This window comes from Burkholderiales bacterium (assembly GCA_036262035.1).
Lineage (GTDB): Bacteria > Pseudomonadota > Gammaproteobacteria > Burkholderiales > SG8-41 > JAQGMV01.
Genome location: DATAJS010000001.1, coordinates 113,426 through 126,921, shown reverse-complemented (window position 1 = coordinate 126,921; position 13,496 = coordinate 113,426). Strand labels below are relative to the sequence as shown.

Annotated in this window: 13 protein-coding genes; 3 read left to right on the top strand and 10 right to left on the bottom strand. The window is 66.7% G+C overall.

The genetic code is table 11. The features are described from left to right. Positions 1-48 precede the first annotated feature (48 nt). From adk to VHP37_00505, 6 genes are all read right to left on the bottom strand, one after another. Complete coding sequence (gene adk, locus VHP37_00530) at positions 49-723, bottom strand: adenylate kinase (GenBank protein HEX2824801.1); 675 nt, start codon at positions 721-723, stop codon at positions 49-51. Positions 724-811: 88 nt separating this feature from the next. Next, the gene (kdsB, locus tag VHP37_00525; protein HEX2824800.1) at positions 812-1,594 is read right to left on the bottom strand and encodes a 3-deoxy-manno-octulosonate cytidylyltransferase; all 783 of its coding nucleotides are present in this window, start codon (positions 1,592-1,594) and stop codon (positions 812-814) included. 85 nt (positions 1,595-1,679) lie between these two features. Then, the gene (locus tag VHP37_00520) at positions 1,680-1,859 is read right to left on the bottom strand and encodes a Trm112 family protein (GenBank protein HEX2824799.1); all 180 of its coding nucleotides are present in this window, start codon (positions 1,857-1,859) and stop codon (positions 1,680-1,682) included. After that, entirely contained in the window at positions 1,856-2,809 is a 954-nt protein-coding gene (gene lpxK, locus VHP37_00515) for a tetraacyldisaccharide 4'-kinase (protein HEX2824798.1), read from the bottom strand. Before lpxK ends, VHP37_00520 begins: the two co-directional genes overlap by 4 nt. 84 nt (positions 2,810-2,893) lie before the next feature. Continuing rightward, a complete protein-coding gene (locus VHP37_00510) occupies positions 2,894-3,313 on the bottom strand; it encodes a biopolymer transporter ExbD (GenBank protein HEX2824797.1) in 420 nt (139 codons plus the stop codon). Then, on the bottom strand, positions 3,310-3,876 hold the full coding sequence (locus VHP37_00505; GenBank protein HEX2824796.1) for a MotA/TolQ/ExbB proton channel family protein: 567 nt from the start codon (positions 3,874-3,876) through the stop codon (positions 3,310-3,312). The genes VHP37_00510 and VHP37_00505 overlap by 4 nt, the downstream gene beginning before the upstream one ends. A gap of 469 nt (positions 3,877-4,345) precedes the next feature. Here VHP37_00505 and xseA point away from each other — a divergent pair, with 469 nt between their 5' ends. Further along, on the top strand, positions 4,346-5,689 hold the full coding sequence (xseA, locus tag VHP37_00500) for an exodeoxyribonuclease VII large subunit (GenBank protein HEX2824795.1): 1,344 nt from the start codon (positions 4,346-4,348) through the stop codon (positions 5,687-5,689). A gap of 11 nt (positions 5,690-5,700) precedes the next feature. Here xseA and miaA read toward each other — a convergent pair whose 3' ends face one another. Both miaA and mutL read right to left on the bottom strand, forming a co-directional pair. After that, a complete protein-coding gene (miaA, locus tag VHP37_00495; GenBank protein HEX2824794.1) occupies positions 5,701-6,672 on the bottom strand; it encodes a tRNA (adenosine(37)-N6)-dimethylallyltransferase MiaA in 972 nt (323 codons plus the stop codon). 4 nt (positions 6,673-6,676) lie between these two features. Beyond that, the gene (gene mutL, locus VHP37_00490; GenBank protein HEX2824793.1) at positions 6,677-8,461 is read right to left on the bottom strand and encodes a DNA mismatch repair endonuclease MutL; all 1,785 of its coding nucleotides are present in this window, start codon (positions 8,459-8,461) and stop codon (positions 6,677-6,679) included. A gap of 54 nt (positions 8,462-8,515) precedes the next feature. Between mutL and VHP37_00485 the strand changes: the two genes are divergently transcribed. After that, positions 8,516-10,102 (top strand): Re/Si-specific NAD(P)(+) transhydrogenase subunit alpha, encoded by a 1,587-nt coding sequence (locus tag VHP37_00485; GenBank protein HEX2824792.1) that lies wholly within the window; start codon positions 8,516-8,518, stop codon positions 10,100-10,102. Between the two features lie 10 nt (positions 10,103-10,112). Beyond that, positions 10,113-11,552 carry a Re/Si-specific NAD(P)(+) transhydrogenase subunit beta gene (gene pntB, locus VHP37_00480; protein HEX2824791.1) on the top strand — a complete coding sequence of 480 codons (1,440 nt, stop codon included), beginning with the start codon at positions 10,113-10,115 and terminating at the stop codon, positions 11,550-11,552. A gap of 114 nt (positions 11,553-11,666) precedes the next feature. Here the strand turns inward: pntB and VHP37_00475 are convergent, their stop codons facing one another. After that, a complete protein-coding gene (locus VHP37_00475) occupies positions 11,667-12,998 on the bottom strand; it encodes an N-acetylmuramoyl-L-alanine amidase (protein ID HEX2824790.1) in 1,332 nt (443 codons plus the stop codon). Between the two features lie 20 nt (positions 12,999-13,018). After that, positions 13,019-13,480: a tRNA (adenosine(37)-N6)-threonylcarbamoyltransferase complex ATPase subunit type 1 TsaE gene (gene tsaE / locus VHP37_00470; protein ID HEX2824789.1), complete on the bottom strand. Its 462-nt coding sequence runs from the start codon at positions 13,478-13,480 to the stop codon at positions 13,019-13,021. Positions 13,481-13,496: the final 16 nt, after the last annotated feature.

The following is a 13,496-nucleotide window of genomic DNA, read 5'->3' as shown; positions in this document are numbered from 1 at the left end:
TTATACGAATTCGGGCCGGCCGTATGTGTGCCCTTGAACTGTGCTGGTTTATCGGCCCCGCGGCGGCACCGAATCGAGCGCCGCGAAGATCTGGTCGCGCACCGCTTCGACGGCGCCGAGGCCGTTGATCGCAACGTAGCGCGGTGCGCGCGCGTCGCCGTTCTTCGCCCAGTCCACATAATACTGGACGAGCGGTTCGGTCTGTTCGTGGTAGGTCTCGATGCGCTTCCTGACCGTGATCTCGTTGTCGTCGGCGCGCTGTACCAGAGGCTCGCCGGTAACGTCGTCCACGCCGGCGACTTTCGGCGGATTGAAATCGATGTGGTAGGTGCGGCCCGAGCCCGGATGCACGCGGCGGCCGCTCATGCGCTTGAGGATCTCTGCGTCCGGCACCTGGAAGTCGACGACCACGTCGAGGTCGACACCCGCCTGCTTGAGCGCTTCGGCCTGCGAGATGTTGCGGGGGAAGCCGTCGAAGATGAAGCCTTTCGCGACGTCGGGCTCGTTCACGCGCGCCTGCACGAGCTGGATGACGAGCGAGTCCGGAACGAGCTCGCCGCGATCCATGTAGCCTTTCGCCTGCCGGCCGAGGTCGGAGCCGGAATTGATCGCGGCGCGCAGCATGTCTCCGGTCGAGATCTGCGGGATGCCGTACTTGGCGATGAGGTACTGCGCCTGGGTGCCTTTTCCGGCACCCGGCTGGCCGAGCAAGAGTATGCGCATGAGCGGTGGTGCGAGGTGGGTTGCCGTCGGCAAACCGGTGAATTATAGCTGTTTTCGCCCGGACACGCGAAGCGGCGGGCGCCCGGAATCAGCGTCGCGGCGATGCGCGACCGGCCGCTGCGAACGCTTTCTGCACGCGCGCGAGATCCTCGGGCGTGTCGACGCCCGGATGCGGCGCGGTGCGGGCGATCGCGACGCTGATGCGATAGCCGTGCGCGAGCGCACGCAGTTGCTCGAGCGCTTCGAAGCGCTCGATCGCCGCGGGCTGGAGCTTCCTGAAGTCGCGCAGAAACGCGGCGCGGTATGCATAGATGCCGAGATGGCGGTACACCGGAAGGCCGGACGGCACGGCCTTTATCCCGGCCGCATACGCGTCGCGCGCGTACGGTATGGGCGCGCGGCTGAAGTAGAGCGCGAGTCCGGCGTCGTCCAGCACGACCTTCACGACGTTCGGATTCGTCAGCTCCGCCGCGTCGCGGATCGGATGGCACGCGGTGGCGATCTGCGCGGTGCGCTGCGCGCTCAGGTTCTCCGCGACCCGCCGGATGAGGGCGGGCGCGATCAGCGGCTCGTCGCCCTGTACGTTGACGACGATGGACCGCGCGCCCATGCCGCGCTTCGCGACGACCTCCGCCAGACGGTCGGTACCGGTCGCGTGGTCCTTGCGGGTCATCACCGCTTCGAAGCCGTGGCGCTCGACTGCGGCCGCGATCGCCTCGTGATCGGTGGCGACGACGACCGCGCTCGCGCCGCTCCTCGCCGCACGCTCGGCGACGCGCACCACCATGGGCTTGCCGCCGATGTCGGCGAGCGGCTTGCCCGGCAAACGCGAAGAGGCGTAGCGGGCGGGGATGACGACAGTGAATTTCAAGTGTTGAGTGTTGAGTGTTTAGTTAGACCCCTTGCGCCACGAGCGGAGTGCTCAAGCCGACCACGGCTCAACTAAACACTCAACACTAAACTTCCTCGTTCGGAGGAAGTTTTCTCGCCTCGTCTTCGAGCATCACCGGGATGTCGTCGCGGATCGGATATCCGAGACGGCACGGCTTGCAGACGAACTCGCTCTGCGCCTTGCGGTAGAGCAGGGGACCTTTGCAGAGCGGGCAGACGAGGATGTCGAGCAGTCGCGGATTCATGGTTTGGGGGCGCTCCTGATTTTGCTCAGCACGAGCTCGCCGAGTCGTGCGTCGAGCTCCGCTTCGACGGGCAGCATCCAGTGTTTGTCGGATGCGAACGCCGCGCATTTTACCGCATCCTTCTCGGTCATCACGACGGCATCGGCGCCTTCGAACGCGATGTCCAGCGGTTTGTATGCGTGATGATCGGGGAAGGCGCGCGGCTCGAACTCGATGCCGAGTCGCTTCAGATGAGCGAAGAAACGCGGCGGATGGCCGATGCCGGCGACGGCGACGACCCGCTTGCCGCGGAAGTCCTCGGCGCTCGCGGTGCGTTGCGGGTCGCGCAGGTTGTGAAAGCGCGATCCGACGAGCTTCATCGATTCTCCGTTGACGACCACCGCGTCGACCGTCTCGAGACGCGAAGCGGGCTCCCGCAAAGGCCCCGCGGGAAGAAGAAGGCCGTTGCCCAGTCGCCGTGCACCGTCGATCACCGCGATCTCGACCTCGCGCGCCAGGCGGTAATGCTGTAGGCCGTCGTCGCTGATGACCACATCGCATGCGGGGTGGGCGGCGAGCAGCGCTCGCGCCGCCGCCACGCGATCGCGGCCGGTCCATACCGGGCAGCCGCTGCGGCGCGCGAGCAGCAGCGGCTCGTCACCGACACGCGCAGGATCGGCGTCGCTGCGCACCTCGGACGGATGCCCGGCGCTGCCCCCGTAGCCGCGGCTCACGATGCCCGGACGGCGGCCGTGCGCCGCGAGGAAGCGCGCGAGCCACAGCACGAGCGGCGTCTTTCCCGTGCCGCCGACGTAGATGTTGCCGACGACCACGACCGGTGCTCCCACCCGTTGCGAGCGCAGGATGCCGTTCGCATACAGGGCGCGGCGCAGCGCTGCGACCGCGCCGAACACGAGGCTTACGGGATAGAGGGCCGCGCTGAGCGGTGTGACGCGCTGCCAGTGGCGCACGAGGCGGGAGAGGAGAGAAGAGAGAGGAGAAAGGGGAAGGCGCGTCGGTCAGCCGTAACCGTTCTCCTCTTTCCTGTCTCTTCTCTATTTCGAAGTGGATTGCGTGGTGAACGTGATCTTGCCGTAACCCGCGGTCTGCGCGGCTTCCATCACGCGGATCACCGACTGGTGCGAAGCGTCGGCGTCGGCGTTGATCACGATGACCGGGTCTTTCATGCCCCCGGCGGCGCTCTTGAGCGCCTGTACGATCGTGTCGCGATTGGCGCCCTTGAGCACGTTCTTGTTCACCGCGTAGTTGCCTTTGGCGTCGACCGACACGTCGATCTGGTCGAGGCGCTCCGGCGGCTTGTTCGACTCGGCCGTCGGCAGGTTGATCTGCAGCTCCGCGAAGCGCGAGTACGTCGTCGTCACCATGAGGAAGATCAGGATGACGAGCAGGACGTCGATCAACGGGATGAAGTTGATCTCCGGCTCTTCGCGCTGAGCGCGCGTCCTGAGTCTCATGCCTTGCGTTCGCCGTGGACGACTTCGACCAGCTTGATCGCGTGCAGCTCGATGTCGACGAGCATCGCGTCGACTTTCGCGCGGAAGTAGCGGTAGAACACCATGCTCGGCACCGCGACGACGAGGCCGAACGCCGTGTTATAAAGCGCGATCGAGATGCCGTGCGCGAGCACGAGCGGATTGCCGCCCTGCGGCGTCTGCGAGCCGAAGATCTCGATCATGCCGATGACCGTGCCGAAGAGGCCGAGGAGCGGTCCGATCGCGGCGATGGTGCCGAGCGTCGTGAGGAACCGTTCGAGCTCGATCGAGACCGCGCCGCTCGATTCCTCGATCGCTTCCTTCGCGATCGCGGTCTCGCTGCCGACGTTGCGCAGGGCCGCCGCGAAAACCTGGCCTTCGGGAGACTCGGCCGCGAGACGATTGACCATCTCGGGACTGACGCCGTTCTGCCGGTATTCCTGGAGCACGCGCTCGAGGAGGTTCTTCGGAGTGACGAGGCTGCGCCGCAGCGACCAGGTGCGCTCCCCGATGATGGCGAGGGCGATGACGGAACACAGAATCAAGGGCCAGATCGGCCAGCCGGCCGCTTGTATGATCGAAAACACGCGCTCGCTCCGGAAAAGTCGGCGTCACTTTAATCGGGCTAAGCCCAATGAGCAAGGGAAGCTCCAGTTTTGCTTGATAAAGATGACGCAAGCCGTTTCCACGACAACACTTTTTAGGTTGTCCACACGAATTGTGGATAACATTGTGGGCAGTCTGTAAAAACTCGGCGTAAGTGGTCCGTCGGTCAGGGAATTTCCTGCGGCGATTAAATTTTGAACCCGAGTTTTTATTGCGTAATATCAGCAGCTTATGGCGTTTCCCGGGGCATTTCCCTCTGCGCGTGAAAGCGAGTGTTCAGGTTTTGTGACGGCTGTGGATGAACCACATGGCGGACTCGAAATCAAGCCTCGGCTGAAGCCTTGAATCATTGGGTATTTTTTTCCGGATCGGAATTCAGAGTTGTCATTTTTACCGTCGTCAAGCCCTTTGTTCGAGGCTGACCCCACGCCGACGCCGCCGCGCGTGCTCACCGTCTCGCAACTGAACGCCCGCGCGCGCGAGCTCGTCGAGCGCCACATGCCTCTCCTGTGGGTCGCCGGCGAGATCTCGAACTGGAAGCGCTACGACTCGGGCCACTGCTACTTCACGCTGAAGGACGAAGCCGCGCAGGTCGACTGCGTGATGTTCAGGACGAAAGCGGCGCTCATCGGCTGGCAGCCGACGAACGGCGCGCAGGTCGAAGTCCGCGCGTGCCCGACGCTGTACGAAGCGCGCGGCAAGTTCCAGCTCAACGTCGAGACGATGCGGCGCGCGGGGCTGGGTGCGCTCTACGAGCGCTACGAGCTCCTGAAGCGCAAGCTCGCGCAGGAAGGCCTGTTCGACACGGCCGCGAAGCGGGAGCTTCCGCGGCATCCGCGCGCGATCGGCATCGTCACTTCACCGCAGGCCGCCGCGCTGCGCGACGTGCTGACGACGCTGAAGCGGCGCATGCCGAGCATACCGATCGTCATCTATCCGACCCCGGTGCAGGGCGAAGGCGCCGCGGCGAGGATCGCGCGCACGATCGCGAAGGCGGACGCGCGCGCCGAGGTCGACGTTCTCATCGTGTGCCGGGGCGGGGGCAGCATCGAAGACCTGTGGGCGTACAACGACGAAGCGCTCGCGCGGACGATCCATGCGTGCGCGATTCCGGTGATCTCCGGCGTCGGTCACGAGACCGATTTCACGATCGCCGACTTCGTCGCCGATGTGCGCGCGCCCACGCCGACCGCCGCCGCCGAGCTCGCCTGTCCCGACCGCGCCGAGCTGTGCCGCGCGCTCGAGCAGCGTTACGTGCGCATTTCGCGCCTCGTCACGCGCGGTCTCGAGAACCGCATGCAGAAGCTCGACTATCTCTCGAAGTGTCTCGTGCACCCGGGAGACCGCATCCGCAACCAGCGCCAGCACCTGACGCATCTCGCGAACCGGCTGTGCGGCGCGTGGAAGCGCTGCGCCGAAGGGCAGGTGTGGACGTTGCGCGGGCTTGCGCGCGAGCTGCGCGCATCGAGGCCGGATGTCGAAGCGTGCGAGCGTCACCGCGCGGACCTCGCCCGCAGGCTGCGCGAGTCGGCGCGCGTGCGCATCGACGGACTGGGCGCGAGGCTCTCGGCGATCGAATCGCATCTCACGCACCTCAACCCCGAGCTGGTGCTCGAGCGCGGCTACAGCATCGCGACCACCGCCGCGGGCGCGATCGTGCACGACGCGTCTCAGGTCGAGGCAGGGGAGACGCTGAAGGTGACCTTCGCGCGCGGCTCGGCGGAGACCGAGGTCAAGCGCACGCAGCAGTAACCGTCAGATCGTCATCCCCGCGAAAGCGGGGATCCATTTTGACGTTCCAGCTCTCGCCGTACGTAGTCGAGAACCTGCTGCGCGAGATCGCCTGAGTTGCTGCCGAAGAACTTCACATCGGTCATCGCGCGCAGCCACGTGAGCTGGCGCTTGGCGAGCTGGCGCGTCGCCGCGACGCCTTGCGCAAGCAGCTCTTCGCGGTCGATGTCGCCGTTCAAGAACTGCAGCGCCTGGCGGTAGCCGACGCAGCGCATCGACGGCAGCGACGAGTCGAGCCCGTATTCGTCGCGCAGGCGCGCGACCTCGTCGAGCAGACCGTCCCCGAGCATCTGCTCGAAACGGCGCTCGATGCGCTCGTGCAGCACCGCGCGGTCCTCGGGCACGAGCGCGATCTTGATCGGCGTGTACGGGAAGTAGACGTAGCGCGGCTTGGCGAGCAGCTCCGCCATCGTCTTGCCGGTGATGAGATAGATCTCGAGCGCGCGCTGGATGCGCTGAGTGTCGCCGGGGTTGAGGCGCACGGCGGTCTGCGGGTCGACTTCCTTCAAACGCCTGTAGACCGCGCCGGGGCCGCCCTCTTCGGCCATCGTGTCGATGACGAGCCGGATCATCGGGTCGGCTTCGGGCAGCTCGTTCAGTCCTTCGACCAGCGCCTTGAAGTACAGCATCGTGCCGCCGACGAGCAGCGGGATGTGTCCGCGCTCGTCGATCTCGCGCATGATCGCGAGCGCATCGTCGCGAAAGCGCGCTGCCGAATACGATTCGTGCGGCTCGATGACGTCGACGAGGTGGTGCGGAAAGGCTTCGAGCGTCGCGCGATCGGGCTTGGCCGTCCCGATGTTCATGTCCTTGTAGACGAGCGCCGAATCGACGCTGACGACCTCGACGGGGAGCGCACGCGCGAGCTCGAGCGCCACCGCGGTCTTGCCGCTCGCGGTGGGGCCCATCAGGAGGATCGCGGGAGGATGTTTTGCTGCGGCCAACGCGTCAGCGTCCTCGCAGGAAGAGCTTGTCGAGATCGCCCAGGCTGATCTGGTGCCACGTCGGACGGCCGTGATTGCACTGGCCCGAGCGCTCGGTACGCTCCATGTCGCGCAGCAGCGCGTCCATCTCCGGGATCGTCAGGCGGCGGTTCGCGCGCACCGCGGCGTGACAGGCCATCGTGCCGAGGAGCTCGTTGCGGCGTTCGGTGAGCACCCGGCTCGCGCCGAATTCCGCGAGCTCGCGCAGCACGTCGCGCGCGAGCTCGCGCGCGTCGGCGTCCTGCAGCATCACCGGCACGGCGCGCACCACGAGCGTCCCGGGCGACGAAGGCGCGATCTCGAAGCCGATCTGCGAGAGCACGTCGCGATGCTCTTCCGCGGCCGCGACCTCGATTCCCGCCGCGTTGAACACCACGGGGACCAGCAGCGGCTGCATCGGGATGCGGTCGGCGTCGAGCGCGTCCTTGAGCTTCTCGTACATGATCCGCTCATGCGCGGCATGCATGTCGACGATCACCAGACCCTGCGCGTTCTGCGCGAGCACGTAGATTCCTGCGAGCTGTGCGATCGCGGAGCCGAGGGGCATGTCGGTCTGCGCAGGCGCCTCCGCCGGCGCAGCGGCCGGCGGGCGCCCGAAGAGCGTCTCGTAGAACGACCCCGCGTCGCGCGCGGCGAGCGGCATCGGCTGCTGCTGCGTGTAAGCGGGCGGTGTCTCCGGCGCGTAAGCGAAACCCATGTACGAAGGCGCTTCGATCGCCGCCGGCCGCGCTGCGTCCGCGCCGAGTGCGTGAGGCGCGACGCTGCGCGCCAGCGCCTTGCTCACCGCGTGGAACACGAACTGGTGGATCGCGCGCGAATCGCGGAAGCGCACCTCGGTCTTGGTCGGGTGCACGTTGACGTCGACCGCCGCCGGATCGAGCTCGAGATAGAGCGCGTACGAGGGGAAGCGCTCGTGGTGCAGCACGTCCTGGTAGGCCTGGCGTATCGCGTGTGCGAGGAGGCGGTCGCGCACGAAGCGTCCGTTGACGTACACGTACTGCGCTTCGCGCGTCGCGCCCGCGCTCGCCGGCGAGCCGACCAGACCGGTGAGCCGCACCGGCCCGGAAACCTCGTCGACCGGCAGCGCGTCGCCGGCGAAGTCCTGACCGAGCACCGCCACGATGCGCTCGCGCAATGACTGGGGTTTCACGTGCCAGCGCACGCGGCCGTTGTGCTGGAGCGAAAAAGCGGCGTCCGCACGCGACAACGCGGTGCGCTTGAAAGCTTCCTCGCAGTGCGCGTATTCGGTGGCTTCGGTCTTGAGGAACTTGCGCCGCGCCGGGGTGTTGAAGTAGAGGTCGCGCACTTCGACGGTCGTTCCTGCGCCCAACGTCGCGGGCGTGGGCGCTTCGCTGCGCGGGCCCTCGGTGACGACCGACCATGCGTGCCGGTCTTCGGCACGGCGCGAGACGAGCGTAAGGCGCGATACGGATGCGATGCTCGCGAGCGCCTCACCCCGAAAGCCCAGGCTCGCCACGCGCTCGAGGTCTTCGAGCGACGCGATCTTGCTGGTGGCATGGCGCGCGAGCGCGAGCGGCAGATCGTCTTTCGCGATTCCGCAACCGTCGTCGCTCACCTTGATCAGGCTCGCGCCGCCGGCGGCGAGCTGCACCGAAATGTCGTGCGCGCCCGAGTCGAGGCTGTTCTCGAGCAGCTCCTTCAGCGCGGAAGCGGGACGATCCACGACTTCTCCCGCCGCGATCTGGTTCACGAGGAGGTCGGACAGGACTTTGATTTTGGTCGTCGGCATGCCGAATTATAAATTCTATAATCCGACTCGCCCGCAAGAAACAGAAGAGGAAGCATGGCCGAGCTGATAGGGGTGCCCGCGGAGACCGCGGCGGGAGAGAAACGCGTCGCCACCGTTCCCGAAGTCGTCGAGAAGCTGATCAAGCTGGGTTTTCGCGTGATCGTGCAGTCCGGCGCGGGCGACGCGGCGAACTTCAGCGACGACACCTACCGCGCCGCGGGTGCCACGATCGCGCCGGACGCCGCGGGCGTGTGGTCCTCCGCCGACATCGTGTTCAAGGTGCGCGCGCCCACGCCGGCCGAGGTGCCGCTCATGCGCGAGGGGCAGACGCTCGTCTCGTTCATCTGGCCCGCGCAGAACCCCGATCTCATGCAGTCGCTCGCTGCGAAAAAAGCGACCGTGCTCGCGATGGACAGCGTGCCGCGCATCTCGCGCGCGCAAAAGCTCGACGCGCTCTCCTCGATGGCGAACATCGCCGGTTACCGCGCGGTCATCGAAGCGGCGCATCACTTCGGCCGCTTCTTCACCGGCCAGATCACCGCCGCGGGCAAGGTGCCGCCGGCGAAAGTGTTCATCATCGGCGCCGGCGTTGCGGGTCTGGCGGCGATCGGCGCGGCCTCGGGCCTGGGCGCGATCGTGCGCGCCAACGACACCCGTCCCGAAGTCGCGGACCAGATCACGTCGCTGGGCGGGGAGTTCGTGCCCGTCGAATACGAGGAAGAAGGCTCGGGCGTCGGCGGTTACGCCAAGGTCATGAGCGAAGGCTTCCAGAAAGCGCAGCGCGAGACCTTCGCCAGGCAGGCGAAGGAGGTCGACGTCATCATCACCACCGCGCTCATCCCCGGCAAGCCCGCGCCCAGGCTGATCACCGCCGAGATGGTGCAGTCGATGAAACCCGGCAGCGTCATCGTCGATCTCGCGGCCGAGCAGGGCGGCAACTGCGAGCTGACCGAGCCGGGGCAGGTCGTCGTGCGCCACGGCGTGACCATCATCGGCTACACCGATCTGCCGAGCCGGCTTGCGAGGCAGTCGAGCACGCTCTACGCGACCAACCTGCTGCGCCTGACCGAAGAGCTGTGCAAGGCGAAGGACGGCCGGATCGTCGTCAACATGGACGACGAGGTGATCCGCGGCACCACGGTCATCAGGCAAGGCGAGGTGACATGGCCGCCGCCTGCGCCCAAGCTCTCGGCCGCGCCGCCCAAGCCGCCCGCGGCCAAAGCCGCCGTGCCGGCAGCGCCCAAAGGCCACGGCCACGGCGCGGGCGCCCCCGCTTCCGGCAAGGCCACGGCCATCACGTTCCTGGTCGCCGCGGTGCTCTTCGCCTTCATCGGCGCGACCGCGCCGGCGGCGTTCATCGGGCACTTCACGGTGTTCGTGCTGGCGTGTTTCGTCGGCTACATGGTGATCTGGAACGTGACGCCGGCGCTGCACACCCCGCTCATGAGCGTGACCAACGCGATCAGCAGCATCATCGCGATCGGGGCACTGGTGCAGGTCGCGCCGCCGATACCGGACACGCCCGATCGTCCGACCGGATGGATCATCGGTCTTGCGGTGGTTTCGATCGCGCTCGTCGCGATCAACATGTTCGGCGGTTTCGCCGTCACCCAGCGCATGCTGGCGATGTTCAGGAAGTAGGGGATACGCGATGTCATCCACGCTTGCAACGGTCGCGTATCTCGGCGCCATCATCCTCTTCATCCTGAGCCTCGGCGGGCTCTCGAACCCCGAGAGCTCGCGGCGCGGCAACCTCTACGGCATGATCGGCATGACGATCGCCGTGCTCGCGACGGTGTTCGGGCGCACGCCCGCGGGACAGCCGCTCGTCAGCGGCGACGGTTATGCGTGGATCGCGGGCGCGATGGCCGTCGGCGCGTGCATCGGTCTTTACGCCGCGCGCACGGTCAAGATGACGCAGATGCCCGAGCTCGTCGCGCTGATGCACAGCCTGGTCGGCCTCGCGGCGGTGCTCGTCGGCTACGCCAACTACGTCGACCCTGCCGCGACCGGGCATTACCAGGGCGCGGAGAAGACGATCCACGAGATCGAGATCTATATCGGCATCCTCATCGGCGCGATCACGTTCTCGGGCTCGCTGATCGCGTTCGGCAAGCTCTCGGCCAAGATCAGCGGCAAGCCGGTGCTGCTGCCGGGTCGGCACTGGATCAACCTGACCGGTCTGCTGGCGGTGATCTGGATGGGCGGTCAGTTCATCCATGCGCCGTCGATCGAGGCGGGCCTGATGCCGCTCGCGGTGATGACGGCGATCGCGCTCTTGTTCGGCATCCACATGGTGATGGCGATCGGCGGTGCGGACATGCCGGTGGTGGTGTCGATGCTGAACAGCTACTCCGGGTGGGCGGCGGCGGCGACCGGCTTCATGCTGAGCAACGATCTGCTGATCGTCACCGGCGCGCTGGTGGGCTCGAGCGGCGCGATCCTCTCGTACATCATGTGCCGCGCGATGAACCGCAACTTCGTCAGCGTCATCGCGGGCGGTTTCGGCACCGAAGGCGGCAAGCCGGCCGCGGCAGCGAGCGGCGAGCCGCAGGGTGAGGTGGTGCCGATCAGCGCGTCGGACACCGCGGGCCTGTTGCGCGACGCGAAGAACGTGATCATCGTGCCGGGCTACGGCATGGCGGTGGCGCAGGCGCAGCACACGGTGTTCGAGATCACCAAGTATCTGCGCGACAAGGGCGTCAACGTGCGCTTCGGCATCCATCCGGTGGCGGGGCGCATGCCCGGTCACATGAACGTGCTGCTCGCCGAAGCGAAAGTGCCGTACGACATCGTGATGGAGATGGAGGAGATCAACGAGGACTTCCCCGAGACCGACGTGGCGATGGTCATCGGCGCGAACGACATCGTGAATCCGGCCGCGCAGGAAGACCCGTCGAGCCCGATCGCCGGCATGCCGGTGCTGGAAGTGTGGAACGCGAAGACGTCGGTCGTCATGAAGCGCAGCATGGCTTCGGGCTACGCCGGCGTCGACAATCCGCTCTTCTACAAGGAGAACAACCGCATGCTCTTCGGCGATGCGAAGAAGATGCTCGACGAGGTTCTCGTCGATCTCAAAGCGGCTGCGTAGCGCCCGTCATTCCCGACCCGCAATAGCGGGAGTGATCGGGAATCCATTTTCGAAGTCGCAGAAGTCAAAATGGATTCCCGCCGTCGCGGGAATGACGATCCGCGCTTTCGTGCGCTAGCGCGTCGCGATCGTCTCGCGTGACAGCGGCGGGTTCTTCGCGAAATACCGCTTGATCCCCTGGAACACCGCCTCGGCCAGCTTCGCCTGGTAGGCGTCGCTCGTCAGGCGTCTTTCTTCCTCGTGATTGGTGATGAACGCGGTCTCGACCAGGATCGACGGGATGTCGGGCGCTTTCAGCACCGCGAAGCCCGCCTGTTCGACCGAGCTCTTGTGCAGGGTGTTGATCTCCCCGAGCTCCGAGAGCACCGCCTTGGCGAGCTTCAGGCTGTCGTTGATCGTCGCGGTCTGCGACAGATCGAGCAGCGTCTGCTTGAGATAGCGGTCTTTCACGTCGAGGTTCACGCCGCCGATGAGATCGGCCTCGTTCTCGCGCTTGGCGAGCCAGCGCGCCGCGGCCGACGTCGCGCCGCGCTCGGACAGCGCGAACACCGACGAGCCGCGGGCCTCGGATCGGGTGAACGCATCCGCGTGTATCGACACGAAGAGGTCGGCGTTGACGCGCCGCGCCTTCTCGACGCGGTGGTGCAGCGGGATGAAGAAGTCGCCGTCGCGCGTGAGCACGCCGCGCATGTTCGGCTCGCGGTCGATGCGCTCCTTGAGCTTCTTGGCGATGGCGAGGGTCACGTCCTTCTCGTGCGTACCGCGCGGGCCGCGCGCGCCCGGGTCTTCGCCGCCGTGGCCGGCGTCGATCGAGACGATGAGGAGGCGCGTGGAGGCCGGCCGGCCCTTGCGCGCCGGGTGCGGCGCGGCGATCGCCGGCACCGGCGCGCCGGCCGGCGTCACCGGCGGCTCGGACGGCAGCTCGGTGTCCATCCGCGTCGCCACGCTGTCGGGACGCGCGGGCGCGGCATCGCCGGACGGCGCCGCGCCGTCCTTCTGCGACTGGTAGCGGTCGAGGAACGCGATCAGCGGATCGGGCGGAACGAGCGGGTAGAGGTCGAGCACCAGCCGATGGCTGTACTGGCCGACGGGGGCGAGCGAGAAGACCTGCGGCTTCACCGTCGCTTTCAGATCGAACACGAGGCGGATCGTGCCCGGCTTGAAGCGCCCGACGCGCACCGACTTGACGTACGGATCCTTGTCGCCGATCGCCGCGGCGAGGCCCGTCAGCGCGGACGTGATGTCGACGCCTTCGAGATCGACGACGAGCCGGTCGGGATTGTCGAGGCTGAAGACCTTGTGCTGGACCGCCTGCGGCGATTCGAGGGTGATGCGGGTGTAGTCGGCGGCGGGCCAGACGCGCGCCGCGCTGAACTTGACCTGCGCTGCGGCCGGACCGGAAAACGCGATCAGGACGCCGGCGGCGAAATAGAAAGCGACGCGCAACGCCAGCGATCGCGCGGCGGCTAACGAGCCTCCTCTTCGAGACGGGTCAGACAAAGCTTGCCAACCTCCGAATGCGACGTCAGCTCGGCGGTCCTGCCGGTGCCCGTCATGCGCAGCGCGATATGTAAATCCGGGGGCGGCAGCCCCGCTGCTTTTTCGGGCCATTCCACGAAGCAGACCGAGCGCGAGTCGAAATACTCGCGGAAACCCGCCTCGTCCAGCTCGTCCGGATCGCTGAACCGATAAAAATCAAAGTGATAGAAGTTTAACCTAGAAAATTCATAAACTTCAACCAGCGTGAAGGTGGGACTGCGCACTCTGCCACGGTAGCCGAGGCCCCGCAGCACGCCGCGTGCAAGTGTCGTCTTGCCCGCGCCGAGGTCGCCGCTGAGATGGACGACCAGACCGGGTTCGAGCGCGCGCCCGAGCGCCGTCCCGAGCGCGATCGTGGCGGCCTCGTCGGCGAGGAATGGGTTCTTCAACGGGTTAAGATGCGCG

Excerpts from the sequence above, each read along its gene's own strand:
- VHP37_00520 (HEX2824799.1), bottom strand. The coding sequence starts at position 1,859 with ATGAATCCGCGACTGCTCGACATCCTCGTCTGCCCGCTCTGCAAAGGT.
- pntB (HEX2824791.1), top strand. The coding sequence starts at position 10,113 with ATGTCATCCACGCTTGCAACGGTCGCGTATCTCGGCGCCATCATCCTC.
- adk (HEX2824801.1), bottom strand. The coding sequence starts at position 723 with ATGCGCATACTCTTGCTCGGCCAGCCGGGTGCCGGAAAAGGCACCCAG.
- mutL (HEX2824793.1), bottom strand. The coding sequence starts at position 8,461 with ATGCCGACGACCAAAATCAAAGTCCTGTCCGACCTCCTCGTGAACCAG.
- VHP37_00485 (HEX2824792.1), top strand. The coding sequence starts at position 8,516 with ATGGCCGAGCTGATAGGGGTGCCCGCGGAGACCGCGGCGGGAGAGAAA.
- VHP37_00510 (HEX2824797.1), bottom strand. The coding sequence starts at position 3,313 with ATGAGACTCAGGACGCGCGCTCAGCGCGAAGAGCCGGAGATCAACTTC.